The 16,047-nt window shown below is 61.9% G+C and carries 15 protein-coding genes and 1 tRNA gene; 3 read left to right on the top strand and 13 right to left on the bottom strand.

Annotation, left to right across the window (positions count from 1 at the left end; all coding sequences use genetic code 11):
* Positions 1-18: 18 nt before the first annotated feature.
* From thrC to ACSQ27_RS03705, 3 genes are all read right to left on the bottom strand, one after another.
* Positions 19-1,434, bottom strand: a complete 1,416-nt coding sequence (thrC, locus tag ACSQ27_RS03715; protein ID WP_436155395.1) for a threonine synthase — start codon at positions 1,432-1,434, stop codon at positions 19-21.
* Entirely contained in the window at positions 1,434-2,756 is a 1,323-nt protein-coding gene (locus ACSQ27_RS03710; RefSeq protein WP_436155394.1) for a homoserine dehydrogenase, read from the bottom strand. The genes thrC and ACSQ27_RS03710 overlap by 1 nt, the downstream gene beginning before the upstream one ends.
* A gap of 98 nt (positions 2,757-2,854) precedes the next feature.
* A complete protein-coding gene (locus ACSQ27_RS03705) occupies positions 2,855-4,078 on the bottom strand; it encodes a pyridoxal phosphate-dependent aminotransferase (RefSeq protein ID WP_436154122.1) in 1,224 nt (407 codons plus the stop codon).
* 199 nt (positions 4,079-4,277) lie between these two features.
* On the opposite strand from ACSQ27_RS03705, the gene ACSQ27_RS03700 reads away from it, so the two are divergent.
* From ACSQ27_RS03700 to ACSQ27_RS03690, 3 genes are all read left to right on the top strand, one after another.
* Positions 4,278-4,676, top strand: coding sequence for an Mth938-like domain-containing protein (locus tag ACSQ27_RS03700; protein WP_436154121.1), 399 nt, complete (start codon positions 4,278-4,280; stop codon positions 4,674-4,676).
* Between the two features lie 124 nt (positions 4,677-4,800).
* Positions 4,801-5,277 carry a peroxiredoxin gene (locus ACSQ27_RS03695; protein WP_007867029.1) on the top strand — a complete coding sequence of 159 codons (477 nt, stop codon included), beginning with the start codon at positions 4,801-4,803 and terminating at the stop codon, positions 5,275-5,277.
* Positions 5,278-5,445: 168 nt separating this feature from the next.
* A complete protein-coding gene (locus ACSQ27_RS03690) occupies positions 5,446-7,128 on the top strand; it encodes a PhoH family protein (protein WP_436154120.1) in 1,683 nt (560 codons plus the stop codon).
* A gap of 82 nt (positions 7,129-7,210) precedes the next feature.
* Here ACSQ27_RS03690 and ACSQ27_RS03685 read toward each other — a convergent pair.
* The 10 genes from ACSQ27_RS03685 to uvrB all read right to left on the bottom strand — a co-directional run bounded on the left by ACSQ27_RS03685 (position 7,211) and on the right by uvrB (position 16,021).
* A tRNA-Val gene (locus tag ACSQ27_RS03685) sits at positions 7,211-7,285 on the bottom strand.
* Positions 7,286-7,356: 71 nt separating this feature from the next.
* Positions 7,357-8,064 (bottom strand): DNA polymerase III subunit epsilon, encoded by a 708-nt coding sequence (dnaQ, locus tag ACSQ27_RS03680; RefSeq protein WP_436154119.1) that lies wholly within the window; start codon positions 8,062-8,064, stop codon positions 7,357-7,359.
* A gap of 54 nt (positions 8,065-8,118) precedes the next feature.
* Positions 8,119-8,457, bottom strand: a complete 339-nt coding sequence (gene fdx, locus ACSQ27_RS03675) for an ISC system 2Fe-2S type ferredoxin (protein ID WP_436154118.1) — start codon at positions 8,455-8,457, stop codon at positions 8,119-8,121.
* Between the two features lie 14 nt (positions 8,458-8,471).
* Positions 8,472-10,334 carry a Fe-S protein assembly chaperone HscA gene (hscA, locus tag ACSQ27_RS03670; protein WP_436154117.1) on the bottom strand — a complete coding sequence of 621 codons (1,863 nt, stop codon included), beginning with the start codon at positions 10,332-10,334 and terminating at the stop codon, positions 8,472-8,474.
* A 30-nt stretch (positions 10,335-10,364) separates the two neighbouring features.
* Positions 10,365-10,883, bottom strand: a complete 519-nt coding sequence (gene hscB / locus ACSQ27_RS03665; protein WP_436154116.1) for a Fe-S protein assembly co-chaperone HscB — start codon at positions 10,881-10,883, stop codon at positions 10,365-10,367.
* Between the two features lie 87 nt (positions 10,884-10,970).
* The gene (gene iscA, locus ACSQ27_RS03660; RefSeq protein WP_074575253.1) at positions 10,971-11,294 is read right to left on the bottom strand and encodes an iron-sulfur cluster assembly protein IscA; all 324 of its coding nucleotides are present in this window, start codon (positions 11,292-11,294) and stop codon (positions 10,971-10,973) included.
* Positions 11,295-11,338: 44 nt separating this feature from the next.
* Positions 11,339-11,725, bottom strand: coding sequence for a Fe-S cluster assembly scaffold IscU (iscU, locus tag ACSQ27_RS03655; RefSeq protein ID WP_007867013.1), 387 nt, complete (start codon positions 11,723-11,725; stop codon positions 11,339-11,341).
* 42 nt (positions 11,726-11,767) lie between these two features.
* Positions 11,768-12,985, bottom strand: coding sequence for an IscS subfamily cysteine desulfurase (locus ACSQ27_RS03650; RefSeq protein WP_436154115.1), 1,218 nt, complete (start codon positions 12,983-12,985; stop codon positions 11,768-11,770).
* 103 nt (positions 12,986-13,088) lie between these two features.
* Positions 13,089-13,625 (bottom strand): Fe-S cluster assembly transcriptional regulator IscR, encoded by a 537-nt coding sequence (gene iscR, locus ACSQ27_RS03645; RefSeq protein WP_092128187.1) that lies wholly within the window; start codon positions 13,623-13,625, stop codon positions 13,089-13,091.
* 272 nt (positions 13,626-13,897) lie between these two features.
* On the bottom strand, positions 13,898-16,021 hold the full coding sequence (gene uvrB, locus ACSQ27_RS03640) for an excinuclease ABC subunit UvrB (RefSeq protein ID WP_436154114.1): 2,124 nt from the start codon (positions 16,019-16,021) through the stop codon (positions 13,898-13,900).
* Positions 16,022-16,047: the final 26 nt, after the last annotated feature.

Raw genomic sequence — 16,047 nt, 5'->3', positions numbered from 1 at the left:
ACAGGGCCGCCGCCCGCTTCAATGCACATGGTCGGCAATGTAGCGCTTGATCACGGCCGCATCGGCGGGCAGCACCTTGACGCGCTTGGGCAGGTCTTCGATGCCCTCAAACTTCACGGGCCGGTCGGGCGCGTGGCCCAGCGCCTCTTCAATCGTGGCCGCGAACTTGATGGGCAATGCGGTCTCCAGCACGATCATGGGCACGCCGGGTTGCAACTGCTCGCGCGCCACCTTCACGCCGTCGGCGGTGTGGGTGTCTATCGTGGTGCCGAAGCGCTTGTAGGTATCGCGAATCGTCGCGAGCCGGTCGGCATGGATGCTCTTGCCGCTGAAAAAACCGTAGCGCTGCGCGGCCGACTTGAAGGCCGCCTCGGCGCTGAGGTCGAACCGGCCCTGGCTGCCCAACTGGTCATGGAACAGCGCCTTGGCCTTGGCGCCGTCGCGGCCCAGCAGGTCGAACACAAAACGCTCGAAGTTCGAAGCCTTGGAAATATCCATGGAGGGGCTGGAGGTTTCGTGCGTGTCAGCGCTGCTGCGCACGCGGTAGACACCAGTACGAAAAAACTCGTCGAGCACGTCGTTCTCGTTGGTGGCCACCACCAGCTTGCCGATCGGCAGGCCCATCATGCGGGCCACGTGGCCGGCGCAGACGTTGCCGAAGTTGCCCGAGGGCACGGTGAAGTCGGCCTTCTCGGCATTCGATTGAGTCGCCTGAAAGTAGCCGGCGAAGTAGTAGACCACCTGCGCCATCAGGCGCGCCCAGTTGATCGAGTTGACGGTGCCTATCTTGTACTGGCGCTTGAAGGCCAGGTCGTTGGACACGGCCTTGACGATGTCCTGGCAGTCGTCGAACACGCCGTCGACCGCGATGTTGTGGATGTTTTCGTCCTGCAGGCTGAACATCTGGGCTTGCTGGAAGGGGCTCATGCGGCCATTTGGCGAAGTCATGAAGACGCGCACGCCTTTTTTGCCGCGCATCGCGTATTCGGCCGCGCTGCCGGTGTCGCCGCTGGTGGCGCCCAGGATGTTGAGCTCTTCGCCGCGTCGCGCCAGTTCGTATTCGAACAGGTTGCCCAGCAGTTGCATGGCCATGTCCTTGAAAGCCAGCGTGGGGCCGTTGGACAGGGCTTCGAGGTAAAGGCCGTCTTCGAGCTTTTTCAGCGGGACGATGGCCTTGGTACCGAACACCTCTTCGGTGTAGGTCTTGTCGCAGATCGCCTTGAGGTCGGCGGCAGGGATGTCGTCGACGTACAGCGAAAGGACCTCGAACGCCAGTTCAGCGTAAGACAGGCCGCGCCACTTCTGCAGCGTCGCGGCATCCACTTGCGGATATTGCTCGGGCAGGTAGAGGCCGCCGTCAGGCGCCAGGCCTTCGAGCAGGATTTCGCAGAAACGCTTGCGGTCGGCATGGCCGCGGGTGGAAATGTACAGCATCATGCCAGCTCCTCCTTGCGGATGCGCGTGATGGGCGCCAGCACGGTGGGCAGGGCCTGCATTTGGGCCAGGGCACCGTTCATTCTGGCCTCCACGCATTCGTGCGTAAGGATGATGAGGTCGGTGTGGGTGGAACCCTCGCCGCCGACTTCATCGGCTTCGCGCTGCAGCACGGCGTCTATGCTGATGCCGGCGCCGGCGAGGATGCCGGTGACCTTGGCCAGCACGCCGGCCTCGTCGGCGACCTTGAGGCGCAGGTAGTAGCTGGTGACGACGTCTGACATCGGGACGACCGGCAGGTCGCTCATCGCGTCGGGCTGGAAGGCCAGGTGCGGCACGCGGTGCTCAGGGTCGGCCGTGTGCAGGCGCGCGATGTCGACGAGGTCGGCGATCACGGCGCTGGCGGTGGGCTCGCTGCCCGCGCCCTTGCCGTAGTACAGCGTGGTGCCGACGGCGTCGCCCTGGACCACCACGGCATTCATCGCACCTTCCACATTGGCGATCAGGCGTTTGGCCGGTACCAGGCTGGGGTGCACGCGCAGCTCGATGCCGTTGGCGGCGCGCTTGGTGATGCCCAGCAGCTTGATGCGGTAGCCGAGCTGCTCGGCATAGCGAATGTCCTGTGCGGCCAGGCCGGTGATGCCCTCGACGTAAGCCTTGTCGAACTGCACCGGGATGCCGAAAGCAATGGCCGACATCAGCGTGACCTTGTGGCCGGCGTCCACGCCCTCGATGTCGAAGGTGGGGTCGGCTTCGGCGTAGCCCAGGCGCTGCGCTTCTTTCAGCACGATGTCGAAGTCCAGGCCCTTGTCGCGCATCTCGGACAGGATGAAGTTGGTGGTGCCGTTGATGATGCCGGCGATCCACTGGATGCTGTTGGCCGTCAGGCCTTCGCGCAGCGCCTTGATGATGGGAATGCCGCCGGCCACGGCCGCCTCGAAGGCCACCATCACGCCCTTGCGGTGGGCCGCCGCGAAAATCTCGGTGCCGTGCACGGCCAGCAGCGCCTTGTTGGCGGTGACCACGTGCTTGCCGGCCTCGATGGCTTCGAGCACCAGCTGTTTGGCGATGCCATAGCCGCCTATGAGTTCGATCACGATGTCGACGTCGGGGCTGGCCACGACCTTGCGCGCGTCGTCCACGACCTGTACGCCCGGGCCAACAGCGGCCTTGGCGCGCGCTGTGTCGAGGTCGGCGACCATGGTGATCTCAATGCCGCGGCCGGCGCGGCGGCGGATTTCTTCCTGGTTGCGCTGCAATACGTTGTAGGTACCGCTGCCCACGGTGCCTATGCCCAGGAGGCCTACCCGGATGGGGCTCAAATTCGTCGGTTTCATAGTTGCTGAAGTCTTGCTTTAGTGTGATCTGGAGGCCTGCCGCCTCAAGGGGCGCAGGGAGTTGAAGGGGGCCGGATACAGGGTCAAGTTCGGTTGTTGCGGTAGTTCTCGAGGAACTTCGCGATGCGGCCGATGGCTTCGCGCAGGTCTTCCTCGTGCGGCAGGAAAACGATGCGGAAGTGGTCCGGCTCGGCCCAGTTGAAGCCGGTACCCTGTACCAGCATCACCTTGGTCTCCTTGAGGAGCTCCAGGAAAAACTGGCGATCGTCCTTGATCGGGTAAACCTTGGGATCCAGGCGCGGGAACATGTAGAGCGCCGCGCTGGGCTTGACACAGGTGACGCCGGGGATGGCGGTGATGAGGTCGTAGGCCATGTCGCGCTGGCGGCGCAGGCGGCCGCCTTCGCAGGTGAGGTCGTTGATGCTCTGGTAGCCGCCCAGCGCCGTCTGTATGGCCCACTGGCCCGGCACGTTGGAGCACAGCTTCATGTTGGCCAGCATGTTCAGGCCCTCGATATAGTCCTGCGCCTGCTTCTTCGGGCCGGACACCACCATCCAGCCGGCGCGGTAGCCGCACGAGCGGTAGCTCTTGGAGAGCGAATTGAAGGTCAGCGTGAGCACGTCGGTAGACAGGCTGGCGATGGCCGTGTGCTTGACGCCGTCGTACAGCACCTTGTCGTAGACCTCGTCCGCGAGGATGACCAGGCCGTGCTCGCGCGCGATGTCGATGATGCCTTTGAGCAACTCGTCGGAATACAGCGCGCCCGTCGGGTTGTTGGGGTTGATGACCGCGATGGCCTTGGTTTTGGGCGTGATCCGGGCACGGATGTCGTCGAGGTTGGGCATCCAGCCATTGTTTTCATCGCACCGGTAATGCACCGGCGTGCCACCCGACAGGCTGGTGGAAGCGGTCCACAGCGGGTAGTCGGGCGCCGGCAGCAGCAGTTCGTCGCCGTCGTCGAGCAGGGCGTTGGTGGCCATGGAAATCAGCTCGCTCGCGCCGTTGCCGAGGTAAATGTCGTCCAGCGTGACGCCCTTGATGCCCTGCTTCTGGGTTTCGTGCATCACGGCCTTGCGTGCCGCAAAAATGCCCTTGCTGTCCGAATAGCCGGCCGAGGCGGGCAGGTTGCGGATCATGTCCTGCTGGACTTCCTCGGGCGCATCGAAGCCGAACACTGCCAGGTTGCCGATATTGAGCTTGATGAGCTTTTGGCCCTCTTCCTCCATCTGCTTGGCGGCGTCCATGATCGGGCCGCGGATGTCGTAAAGCACATTGGCGAGCTTGGCGGATTTGGTGATCGATTTCATGAAACGTTCAGAATCTGTGGACGGGGGCCGCACCGCCCACCCTGCCGGCAACCGGGGAGATGCGGCGCTTGCGGCGGGGAATTCGGACGGAATCTATAATTTGACCACATAAAAGAGGGTTTTCTTTTCGCTGGTAAACAGCGGCACGCAAACCCCGCGCACAGCCGCACCACGCCTTCACAACGCCCGGACCCTCCGCATGAAACTTCAGCCAGACCGCCTCGACGTCCAGTCCATCCTTGGCTACGGCCCCGGCTGGGTGGGCCTGGGTTGCGACGGAGTGGCCGAAAAGATCGAGCACAGCGTGGTGATCGGCTCACGCGGCGAGAAATTCAACTGGAACTGCACGCGCTTTGAGCAGCTGACCGCGGAACATTTCGCCTTGCTGGCCGAAACCCGGCCCGAACTCGTGGTTTTCGGCAGCGGCGCCCGCCTGCGTTTTGTGCCGCCGGCGTTTTTGCGTGTCCTGATGGCGCACCGCATCGGCGTTGAAACCATGGACACGCTTGCGGCATGCCGAACCTACAACATCCTCGCGGGCGAAGGCCGGCAAGTGATTGCCGCCCTGCTGATTGAAACAGAAGGAACAGAAGGCTGAAATGCCCTCTCTTTCAGGGTAAAATCTAGGGTTGCACTTGGCATCACTTCCCGGGATGGAAGTCCCGGGCCGGCTGCCAAAAGGCGCGGCTAATTACAACTACTTTCGTCAGGGTCTACTCAGTATGGCAGTCGTCGTCAATAAACCACTCCCCGAATTTGAAGCGATCGCCACCGGCGGCATCAAGGTTTCCAACCAGTCCCACCTGGGCAAAGTCGTGGTGTTGTACTTCTACCCCAAGGACAACACGCCGGGCTGCACCACGGAAGCCATGCAGTTCCGTGACCGCTACAAGGACTTCGTCAAGGCCGGCGCCACCGTATTTGGCGTCTCCCGCGACAACATGAAGTCCCACGACGAGTTCAAGTCCAAGCTTGAACTCCCGTTCGAGCTGATTGCGGACACCGAAGAAAAAATGTGCCACATGTTCGGCGTGGTCAAGAACAAGATCATGTACGGCAAAAAGGTCAAAGGCATTGAACGCAGCACCTTCCTGGTGGGCGCCGACGGCCTACTGAAAGAGGAATGGCGCGGCCTGAAAGTGCCCGGCCATGTGGACGACGTGCTGAAAGCCGTCAAAGCCCTCAAAAAAGCCGCCTGAGACTCATTGAGGCCAGTTAGCAACAAAGGATTGCCCTGTCACTTGAGTTGTGCATAATGAACTCATGCTGTTGACCTTCGCAACTGCGCCAAAAGAAAAAGCCGCCCTGGTTTCAAGGCGGCTTTTTCGCTTCTGGAACCCTTCTTTTTTTAGAGAGTCTTAAGCACTATGCCCCTGCCCCCCGCCCCGACCAAACGTGCCGCCCTGCTCTCCCCCGATGCGCTTGACGCACCAGCCCGCTCACCCTCAAAAGTCGCACGAAAAACGGAAAGCGCTGAATCCGCCCAGAAGCCCCCGGTGATGGACCTGTTTGACAGCCGGGCCGCAGGTGAAGGCAGCCATCCTTCGGCGTTCCAGGGGAAGGAAGCCGCCCATCCCGGCAAACCGGCTTCCGGCAGCTATAAAAAAGAGAGCATTGCCCTGCCGCAGCCGACGGCCAAGCCCAAAAAGGCCAAACGCACCGGCCCTGCCAAGTTGTTCGTGCTCGACACCAATGTGCTGATGCACGACCCGATGTGCCTGTTCCGCTTTGAAGAACACGACATCTTCCTGCCCATGATCGTGCTCGAAGAGCTCGACGGCCACAAAAAGGGCATGACCGAGGTGGCGCGCAACGCCCGCCAGACCAGCCGCACGCTGGACGCGCTGGCAGGCGCCCAGGGCGCCGATATCGCCAAGGGCCTGAAGCTGGACACCACCGGCCATCCCGAGGCCGGCGGCTGCCTGTTTTTCCAGACCAAACCGCTGGATTACACGCTGCCCATGAGCCTGCCGCAGGGCAAGGCCGACAACCAGATCCTGGGCGTGGTCGAGGCCCTGCGCAAGGAATATGCGCCGCGCGAGGTGGTTCTGGTGTCCAAGGACATCAACATGCGCGTCAAGGCGCGCGCCCTGGGCCTGGCGACCGACGACTACCAGAACGACAAAACCCTGGAGGACGGCGACCTGCTGTACTCCGGCTCCCTGGCCCTGCCGGCAGACTTCTGGACACGCCAGAGCAAGACCATCGAAAGCTGGCAGCAGGGCAGCCACACCTTCTACCGCATCACGGGACCCATCGTGGGCAGCCTGCTGATCAACCAGTTCGTGTTCTTTGAGGCCCCCGGGGAACCCCCCCTGTACGCCCGCGTGACGGAAATCCGGGCCAAAACCGCCGTCCTGAAGACCTTGAAGGACTACAACCACCTCAAAAATGCCGTCTGGGGCGTCACCACGCGCAACCGCGAACAGAACTTCGCTATGAACCTGCTGATGGATCCGGAGGTGGACTTCGTCACCCTGGCCGGAACGGCCGGCACGGGCAAGACGCTGATGGCGCTGGCCAGCGGCCTGACGCAGGTGCTCGACGACCGCCGCTACACCGAAATCATCATGACGCGGGCCACGGTGAGCGTGGGCGAGGACATCGGCTTCCTGCCCGGCACCGAAGAGGAAAAAATGGGCCCCTGGATGGGCGCGCTGGACGACAACCTGGAAGTGCTGGGCAAAACCGACAGCGGCTCGGGCGAATGGGGCCGTGCCGCCACCAACGAGCTGATCCGCTCGCGGATCAAGGTCAAGAGCATGAACTTCATGCGCGGCCGCACCTTCCTGAACAAGTACGTCATCATCGACGAGGCGCAAAACCTGACGCCCAAGCAGATGAAAACGCTGATCACACGGGCCGGCCCGGGTACCAAGATTATCTGCATGGGCAACCTGGCGCAGATCGACACCCCTTACCTGACCGAAGGCTCCTCGGGCATGACCTTTGCCGTCGACCGCTTCAAGGGCTGGCCGCATGGCGGACACATCACGCTGGCACGCGGCGAACGCTCGCGCCTGGCCGATTTCGCGAGCGAAGTCCTCTAAATCCATGAAAAACGGCGCCGATTGGCGCCGAAATGAAAAAAGGCCAAGTCGCAAGACTTGGCCTTTTTGTTTCGTCAAATTCTGGTGGGCGGTGCAAGTTTCGAACTTGCGACCCCTGCAGTGTGAATGCAGTGCTCTACCCCTGAGCTAACCGCCCTATCGGTCAGCCTATGATTATATGGTGTTTTGGGCCGATTTTCTGACCCAGGCCGGGAATTGCGGTTCAGTTCAGGCAGCCAGGGCCCGCCAGACCGTTTTCCCTTTGCTGGACTTGTCGATATCGGCCAGCAGCTTCTCGTGTTCGGCAGCTTCCTGGTCGTTGGCCGCCAGCAAAGGCAACTCAAATGTGCCCAGGTCTATCTGCGGCGCCGAGACCTGGCCTTCCTGGGCCCTATCGTCCACGTCCATCACCAGCGCATTCTGCCCACGGGTCAGGTTGATGTAGACGTCGGCCAGCAGCTCGGCGTCCAGCAAGGCGCCGTGCAGCGTTCGGCCCGAATTGTCGACCTCCAGGCGATCGCACAGGGCATCCAGCGAGTTGCGTTTGCCTGGAAACAGCTCCTTGGCCATCATCAGGCTGTCGGTGACCTTGGCCACGCAATGCTTGATGGGCGGCCTGCCTATGAGTTCAAGCTCCTTGTTGAGGAAGCTGACGTCAAAAGGCGCGTTGTGGATGATGATCTCGGCGTCCTGCAGGTATTCCAGCAGTTCCTCGGCGACGGCCGAAAACTTGGGCTTGTCCTTCAGGAATTCATTGCTGATGCCGTGAACCTTGAGCGCATCCTCATGGCTGTCGCGCTCGGGGTTCAGGTAAAAGTGGCGGTTGTTGCCGGTGAGCTTGCGGGCCACCAGCTCCACGCAACCGATTTCGATGATGCGGTCGCCGTTTTCAGCGGAAAGACCGGTGGTTTCGGTATCAAGAACGATTTGGCGCATGGCTGGATTATCGCTCCCGCGCCGGGCAACCCTCCCCCGCTATTTCCCGAAAATTCAGTGGTTTTCTTTTGCGTGGTTGATGGAATATTTGGGTATCTCCACCGTCACGTCGGACTGGGCCAGGAAAGCCTGGCAGCTCAAGCGCGAATTGGGCTCCAGGCCCCAGGCGCGGTCCAGCAGGTCTTCTTCGCTTTCGTCGAGCTCGTTCAGCGAATTAAAGCCTTCGCGCACAACCACGTGGCAGGTCGTGCAGGCGCAGCTCAGGTCGCAGGCATGCTCGATGTTGATCTTGTTGTCGAGCAGGGCTTCGCAGATCGAGGTGCCGGCCGGTGCGCTGATTTCAGCGCCCTGTGGGCAGTATTCGGGATGAGGCAGTATTTTGATGATGGGCATGGTTGTCAGTCGATTCAGACGGCCTCGATGTTTTTACCGGCCAGGGCTTGCTTGACGCCCCGGTTCATGCGCTGGGCGGCAAAGGCTTCCGTGCCTTTGGCCAGCGCCTGGGTGGCCGCTTCTATCGCGGCCGCGTCGCCGTGCGCACGCGTGTCGGCCAAGCCGACGATGAGGCTGTCGATCTGCGCGCGCTCATTGGGGCTGAGCAGATCGGCGTCCGCCGCCAGGGCGCTTTGCGTCGCCAGGATCATGCGGTCGGCATCAACCTGGGCCTCGGCCAGGGCGCGGGCATTCATGTCTTGCTGGGCGGTGGAAAAGCTGTCCTGCAGCATGCGCGCAATGTCTTCGTCCGACAGGCCGTAGGAAGGCTTCACGTCAATGCGTGCCTCGACGCCGCTGACCTGCTCTTTCGCGTTCACGCTGAGCAGGCCGTCGGCGTCGACGGTAAAGGTCACGCGGATGCGTGCGGCGCCGGCCACCATGGGCGGGATGCCGCGCAGCTCGAAGCGGGCCAGGCTGCGGCAATCGGCCACCAGGTCGCGCTCGCCTTGCACCACATGCAGGGCAAGGGCCGTCTGGCCGTCCTGGTAGGTGGTGAAGTCCTGCGCCATGGCCGTGGGAATGGTCTGGTTGCGCGGCACGATGCGCTCGACCAGCCCGCCCATGGTCTCAATGCCCAGTGACAAAGGAATCACGTCCAGCAACAGCAGCTCATCACCCGTGTTGTTGCCGGCCAGCTGGTTGGCGGAAATGGCCGCACCCAGCGCCACCACTTCATCGGGATTGAGGTTGACCAAGGGCTCGCGGCCGAAGAAGCTGGCCACCGCCTTGCGCACCTGGGGCATGCGCGTGGAGCCGCCCACAAGAACCGCTCCCTGGATATCTTCCTTGGCCAGCTTGGCATCGCGCAAGGCCTTGCGAACGGCCGCCAGCGTGCGCTGGGTCAGGTGGGCCGTCGCGGTTTCGAAGTCTTCGGCCTTCATCTCGAAGTTGACGAGGGCCTTGGCAAGTTGCACCGAAAAAGGCACAGGATCGGCGGCGGAGAGAGCTTCCTTGCAGCTGCGCGCGGCGCGCTGCAGGGCCGCCTTGTCGGAGGGCGTGAGCGTCTCCGCCGCCAGGCCGGCTTTGGCCAGTACCCAGTCGACCAGCGCACGGTCGTAATCGTCACCACCCAGCGCCGAATCGCCGCCGGTGGCCACCACCTCGAAGACGCCTTGTGTCAGGCGCAGGATGGAAATGTCGAAGGTGCCGCCGCCCAGGTCATAGACGGCGTAAACGCCCTCGCTGGCGTTGTCCAGGCCGTAGGCTATCGCGGCCGCCGTGGGTTCATTGAGCAGGCGCAGCACGTTCAGGCCGGCCAGTTGCGCGGCGTCTTTGGTGGCCTGGCGCTGGGCGTCGTCGAAGTAGGCCGGCACGGTGATCACGGCGCCGTAGATGTCGTCGTTGAAAGTGTCCTCGGCCCGGTAGCGCAGCATGGCCAGGATCTCGGCGCTGATCTCGACCGGGCTTTTTTCGCCGGCAACGGTCTGCAGCGTGACCATGCCCGGCTTGTCGTTCAATTCGTAAGGCAACTGGGCACGGCTGCCAATGTCATGGATGCCGCGGCCCATCAGGCGCTTGACGGAAGAAATGGTGTTGCGCGGATCTTCAACCTGCGCCGCCAGGGCTTCATAACCGATCTGGCGCTTGTCGCCCTCAAGATAACGGACCACGCTCGGCAGCAGCACCCTTCCCTGCTCGTCAGGCAGGCATTCGGACACACCATTGCGCACGCTGGCCACCAGCGAGTGCGTGGTGCCCAGGTCAATGCCGATCGCAATGCGCCGCTGGTGCGGGTCAGGCGTCTGGCCGGGTTCGGAGATTTGCAGGAGTGCCATGCGCGGTCGTTGTACTTCTCTGTAATGCTTTTATTGTCCCAGCTGGTCGATGCGCGCATCGACTTCGCTGGCAAAGCGCTCAATAAACATAAGGCTTCTAACCTGCCGGGCGGCTGCGGGAAAATCCCTGTCCACGTCCAGCAGTTGCTCTATCTTTGACAGCTTCTCGCGTCCATTCATGGCGGCCTGCGAGGCGATCTCTTCAAAATCCCCGGCCGTCTCGGCTTCGTCCAGCGCCTCACGCCACTGCATCTGCTGCACCAGGAAATCGTGCGGCATGGCCGTGTTGTTTTCGGCGTTGATGGGCGCGCCGTTCAGTTCGCACAGGTAGCTGGCGCGCTTGAGCGGATCCTTCAGGCGCTGGTAGGCTTCATTGATGCGCACCGACCACTGCATGGCCACCCGCTGTGCCGCCGCGCCCTGGGCGGCGAACTTGTCGGGATGCGCCTCCCGCTGCAGGTCCTTCCAGCGCGCATCCAGCGCGGCACGATCCTGCGCGAAGCGCTGGGGCACACCGAAAAGTTCGAAGTCATTGGATTGAAGATTCATGCCGAGCTTATGCCGATAAAAAGCCGCCAGCACAATCAGTGGAGGCGGCTTTGGTAAGGGTGCAGCACGCGTAAGACAGCTTGCCCGTCAAACCCGGAAACTTTCGCCGCAACCGCAACGGTCGCGCTCGTTGGGATTGATGAACTTGAAGCCTTCGTTCAGGCCTTCACGGACGAAATCCAGCTTGGTGCCGTCGATATAGGCCATGCTTTTCGGATCGACCAGCACCTTGACGCCGTTGTCTTCAAACACGACGTCTTCGGGCGCGATCTCGTCGGCGTATTCCAGCTTGTAAGCGAGGCCCGAGCAGCCGGTGGTCTTGACACCCAGGCGCACGCCGACACCCTTGCCGCGCTTGGTCATGTAGCGGGTCACGTGCCGGGCGGCTGCATCAGTGAGGGTTACGGACATTTAAATCACTCGAAAATGAAACAGATGACGGGTAATGCAGCTGATCAATGCGCGTGCTTTTGCTTGTAGTCGTTCACGGCAGCCTTGATGGCGTCTTCCGCCAGGATGGAGCAGTGAATCTTGACGGGCGGCAAGGCCAGTTCCTCGGCGATCGCGCTGTTCTTGATGCTGGCCGCTTCGTCCAGCGTCTTGCCCTTGACCCACTCGGTCACGAGCGAACTGGAAGCGATTGCGGAGCCGCAGCCGTAGGTCTTGAAACGCGCGTCTTCGATCACGCCGGTCACCGGGTTGACCTTGATCTGCAGCTTCATCACGTCGCCGCAAGCCGGCGCGCCGACCATACCGGTGCCTACCGATTCGTCGCCCTTTTCAAAAGAGCCGACGTTGCGGGGGTTTTCATAGTGGTCCACCACTTTTTCGCTGTATGCCATTTTGTTTACCTCTTTAAGCGTCTTGGGTTACGGGCGCCGGCCTTAATGGGCGGCCCACTGGATGGTGGACAAATCAACACCATCCTTGAACATCTCCCACAGAGGAGACAGTTCGCGCAGTTTGGCCACGTTTTCCTTGATGGTGGCGACCGCGTAGTCAATTTCTTCTTCCGTGCTCCAGCGGCCAATCGTCATGCGAAGGCTGCTGTGCGCCAGTTCGTCGCTCCGGCCCAAGGCACGCAGCACGTAGCTGGGCTCCAGGCTGGCCGAGGTGCAGGCCGAACCGCTGGAAACCGCCAGGCCCTTGATACCCATGATCAGCGACTCGCCTTCGACGAAGTTGAAGCTCATGTTCAGGTTGTGTGGCACGCGCTTGTCGGCGTGGCCGTTGAGGAAGACTTCTTCCACATCCTTAAGGCCGTTGAGCATGCGCTCGTGCAGGGCACGGATGCGCTTGTTTTCTTCGTGCATTTCGGCCTTGGCGATGCGATAGGCCTCGCCCATGCCCACGCACTGGTGTGTGGGAAGCGTGCCCGAACGCATGCCGCGCTCATGGCCGCCACCGTGCATTTGCGCTTCCAGGCGCACGCGCGGCTTGCGGCGCACGTACAGGGCGCCGATGCCTTTGGGGCCGTAGGTCTTGTGCGAAGTCAGGCTCATCAGGTCGACCGGCAAGGTGGCCAGGTCGATGTCGACGCGGCCGGTTGCCTGGGCGGCATCCACATGGAAGATGATGCCTTTTTCACGGCACAGGGCGCCAATGGCCGGGATGTCCTGGATCACGCCGATTTCGTTGTTGACGAACATGACGCTGACCAGGATGGTGTCGGGGCGAATGGCGGCTTTGAGCGCATCCAGGTCCAGCAAGCCATCAGCCTGCACGTCCATATAGGTCACTTCAAAACCCTGACGCTCCAGCTCGCGGCAGGTGTCAAGCACGGCTTTGTGCTCGGTCTTGACCGTGATGATGTGCTTGCCCTTGGTTTTGTAGAAATGGGCCGCGCCCTTGAGTGCCAGGTTGTTGGACTCGGTGGCGCCGCTGGTCCAGACGATCTCGCGCGGATCCGCGCCGATGAGGTCGGCAATTTGCCCGCGCGCTTTCTCGACGGCGGCTTCCGCCTCCCAGCCCCAGGCGTGGCTGCGGGAAGCAGGGTTGCCGAAGTGTTCGCGCAACCAGGGAATCATGGCGTCCACCACCCGCGGGTCGCAGGGATTCGTGGCGCTGTAGTCCATGTAGATGGGAAAGTGTGGGGTATCCATGTGGCTAGCTTTTTTAATTCACGGGCTGGCTGGCAGCGCGATCAAGGGTCAATGCTTCAGTTCACGAAGGGATGAAGCCGGGCAAATGCCCGGCCTGGATCCATCAGGATTTGGAAAATGCATTGCCCAGGGCAAAGACCGAGTTCGGCGCGTTCACGCGAATCGGCTTGACCGCCGGCGCTGTGAAAATGGCTTTTTTTACCTGGGGGGTGTTCTCGATCACCACGCCCTTGGCAAGCTGGTCTTCCACCAGTTTTTGCAGGGTCACGGAATCCAGGAACTCCACCATGCGGCTGTTCAGCGATGCCCACAGTTCGTGCGTCATGCAGCGGCCACCTTCGCCCAGGCAGTTTTCCTTGCCGCCGCACTGGGTGGCGTCGATGGGCTCGTCCACCGACACAATGATGTCGGCAACAGTGATTTCGGAAGCCTTGCGACCCAGGGTGTAACCGCCACCGGGGCCACGGGTGGATTCCACCAGTTCGTGGCGGCGCAGCTTGCCGAAGAGCTGTTCGAGGTAGGAAAGGGAAATCTGCTGGCGCTGGCTGATCGCAGCCAGGGTGACCGGGCCGTTGTTCTGGCGCAGTCCCAAATCAATCATCGCGGTGACCGCAAAGCGGCCTTTGGTTGTGAGGCGCATAACAAGCTCCTTTAAATGGCTTGACTGTCGTTTTCACCCTGAAAGCTTGTGGCTTGCAGGGAACTCTTCCTCCAGCCGCCCAGGTCAGTCAACCGGTATCGCGGGGGCTTTTTTTTGTTGTTCTGGTATTGTTCTTGACTGTTTTCGTCAAGTATAACACAAGCAGGGTTTTTCCCGCTGGCGGCGCCCAAAACATGAGGACTAACCCGTAGTGCCGACCCGCATATCACACCAATTTGGTGCGATATGCGGGTCGGCGGGTCGATTTGGACTCAGGTCCGGGCTTGGCCTGCAGCCGCCACCGGCGGCACGTTGTCGGTGCCGGGGGCCCCGAAAGCCTGCTCCTTGAGGCTGTGCAGCTGGTCCCGCACCCGGGCGGCTTTTTCGAATTCCAGGTTCTTGGCGTGTTCGATCATCTGCTTTTCCAGCCGCTTGATTTCTCGCGCGATGTCCTTTTCGCTCATGTCCTCGACCAACGCCTTTTGCATCTCGATTTTTTCGGCTTCCTTGCCCGATTTTTCGCTGTAGACGCCGTCGATCAGGTCGCGGATCCGCTTGACCACGCTGCGCGGCGTGATGCCGTGCTCGAGGTTGAAGGCGATCTGCTTGTTGCGCCGCCGCTCGGTCTCGCCCATGGCTTTTTTCATGGAATCGGTGATCCGGTCGGCATACAGGATGGCGCGGCCGTTCAGGTTGCGGGCGGCCCGGCCTATGGTCTGGATCAGGCTGCGTTCGGCGCGCAAAAAGCCCTCCTTGTCGGCATCCAGGATGGCCACGAGGGACACTTCGGGAATATCAAGGCCCTCACGCAGCAGGTTGATGCCGACCAGCACGTCAAAGGCGCCCAGCCGCAGGTCGCGCAGGATTTCCACGCGCTCGACGGTGTCCACGTCGCTGTGCAGGTAGCGCACCTTGACGCCGTTGTCGCTCAGATAGTCGGTCAGCTGCTCGGCCATGCGCTTGGTCAGCGTGGTGATCAGCACCCGCTCGTTTTTCTCCACCCGGATGCGGATTTCCTGCAGCACGTCGTCGACCTGGTGGGTGGCCGGCCGCACTTCGACCTGCGGGTCGACCAGGCCGGTCGGCCTGACGACCTGCTCCACCACCTTGCCGGCGTGCTCCTGCTCGTAAGCCGCGGGCGTTGCCGAGACAAAAATCGCCTGCCGCATCTTGGCTTCGAACTCCTCGAACTTCAGCGGCCGGTTGTCCAGCGCGCTGGGCAGGCGAAAGCCGTATTCCACCAGCGTGGTCTTGCGCGCCCGGTCGCCGTTGTACATGGCGTTGAGCTGGCCGATCATGACGTGGCTCTCGTCCAGGAACATCACCGCGTCCTTGGGCAGGTAGTCGCACAGCGTCGAGGGCGGCGATCCCGGCGGCGAACCGCTCAGGTGGCGGGTGTAGTTCTCGATGCCCTTGCAGTGGCCGATTTCACTGAGCATCTCCAGGTCAAAACGGGTGCGCTGCTCGATGCGCTGGGCCTCCACCAGCTTGCCGTCGGCGACGAACTGGGCCACGCGTTCGGACAGCTCCAGTTTGATGGTTTCCACTGCCGTCATGACCTTGTCGCGCGGCGTGACGTAGTGGCTCTTGGGGTAGACCACAAAACGCGGGATTTTCTGGCGTATCCGCCCCGTCAGCGGGTCGAACAGCTGCAGTGATTCGATCTCGTCGTCGAACAGTTCGATGCGTATGGCCAGCTCGGAATGCTCGGCCGGGAAGACGTCGATCACATCGCCGCGCACCCGGAAGGTGCCGCGGGCGAAGTCCTGCTCGTTGCGCGTGTACTGCATGCGGATCAGCCGGGCGATCACGTCGCGCTGGCCCATCTTGTCGCCGATGCGCGCGATGAAGCGCATCTGCGTGTAATCCTCGGGCGCGCCTATGCCGTAAATCGCGCTGACCGTTCCGACGATGATGGTGTCGCGCCGCTCCAGCACACTCTTGGTGGCCGACAGGCGCATCTGCTCGATGTGCTCGTTGATGGCCGAGTCCTTTTCAATGAAAAGGTCGCGCTGCGGCACATAGGCCTCAGGCTGGTAGTAATCGTAGTAGCTGACGAAATACTCGACCGCGTTCTTGGGGAAAAACTCGCGGAATTCGCTGTAAAGCTGCGCCGCCAGCGTCTTGTTCGGCGCGAATACGATGGCCGGGCGGCCCAGGCGGGCAATCACGTTGGCCATGGTGAAGGTCTTCCCGGAGCCGGTCACGCCCAGCAGGGTCTGGAACACCTCGCCGTCGTTGATACCTTCCACCAGTTGCTCGATCGCCTGCGGCTGGTCGCCCGCCGGCGGATAGGGCTGGAACAACTCGAACGGCGAATCCGGGAAATGGATGAACTGGCCCTCACCGGGGGCCGAACCTGCCACCTCGGTTATGACTTCTATAGCTTCTGGCATAAAACCTCGATCAAGCCCCGTTAAAA

The sequence above is a fragment of the Polaromonas sp. LjRoot131 genome (genome assembly GCF_964252805.1).
Lineage (GTDB): Bacteria > Pseudomonadota > Gammaproteobacteria > Burkholderiales > Burkholderiaceae_C > Polaromonas.
This window is presented reverse-complemented; position numbering and strand designations above follow the sequence as displayed.

Bases quoted from the DNA above. Each gene is read 5' to 3' on its own strand.
- thrC (WP_436155395.1), bottom strand. From the start codon at position 1,434: ATGCTGTACATTTCCACCCGCGGCCATGCCGACCGCAAGCGTTTCTGC.
- ACSQ27_RS03705 (WP_436154122.1), bottom strand. From the start codon at position 4,078: ATGAAATCGATCACCAAATCCGCCAAGCTCGCCAATGTGCTTTACGAC.
- ACSQ27_RS03700 (WP_436154121.1), top strand. From the start codon at position 4,278: ATGAAACTTCAGCCAGACCGCCTCGACGTCCAGTCCATCCTTGGCTAC.
- ACSQ27_RS03695 (WP_007867029.1), top strand. From the start codon at position 4,801: ATGGCAGTCGTCGTCAATAAACCACTCCCCGAATTTGAAGCGATCGCC.
- ACSQ27_RS03690 (WP_436154120.1), top strand. From the start codon at position 5,446: ATGCCCCTGCCCCCCGCCCCGACCAAACGTGCCGCCCTGCTCTCCCCC.
- dnaQ (WP_436154119.1), bottom strand. From the start codon at position 8,064: ATGCGCCAAATCGTTCTTGATACCGAAACCACCGGTCTTTCCGCTGAA.
- fdx (WP_436154118.1), bottom strand. From the start codon at position 8,457: ATGCCCATCATCAAAATACTGCCTCATCCCGAATACTGCCCACAGGGC.
- hscA (WP_436154117.1), bottom strand. From the start codon at position 10,334: ATGGCACTCCTGCAAATCTCCGAACCCGGCCAGACGCCTGACCCGCAC.
- hscB (WP_436154116.1), bottom strand. From the start codon at position 10,883: ATGAATCTTCAATCCAATGACTTCGAACTTTTCGGTGTGCCCCAGCGC.
- iscA (WP_074575253.1), bottom strand. From the start codon at position 11,294: ATGTCCGTAACCCTCACTGATGCAGCCGCCCGGCACGTGACCCGCTAC.
- iscU (WP_007867013.1), bottom strand. From the start codon at position 11,725: ATGGCATACAGCGAAAAAGTGGTGGACCACTATGAAAACCCCCGCAAC.
- ACSQ27_RS03650 (WP_436154115.1), bottom strand. From the start codon at position 12,985: ATGGATACCCCACACTTTCCCATCTACATGGACTACAGCGCCACGAAT.
- iscR (WP_092128187.1), bottom strand. From the start codon at position 13,625: ATGCGCCTCACAACCAAAGGCCGCTTTGCGGTCACCGCGATGATTGAT.
- uvrB (WP_436154114.1), bottom strand. From the start codon at position 16,021: ATGCCAGAAGCTATAGAAGTCATAACCGAGGTGGCAGGTTCGGCCCCC.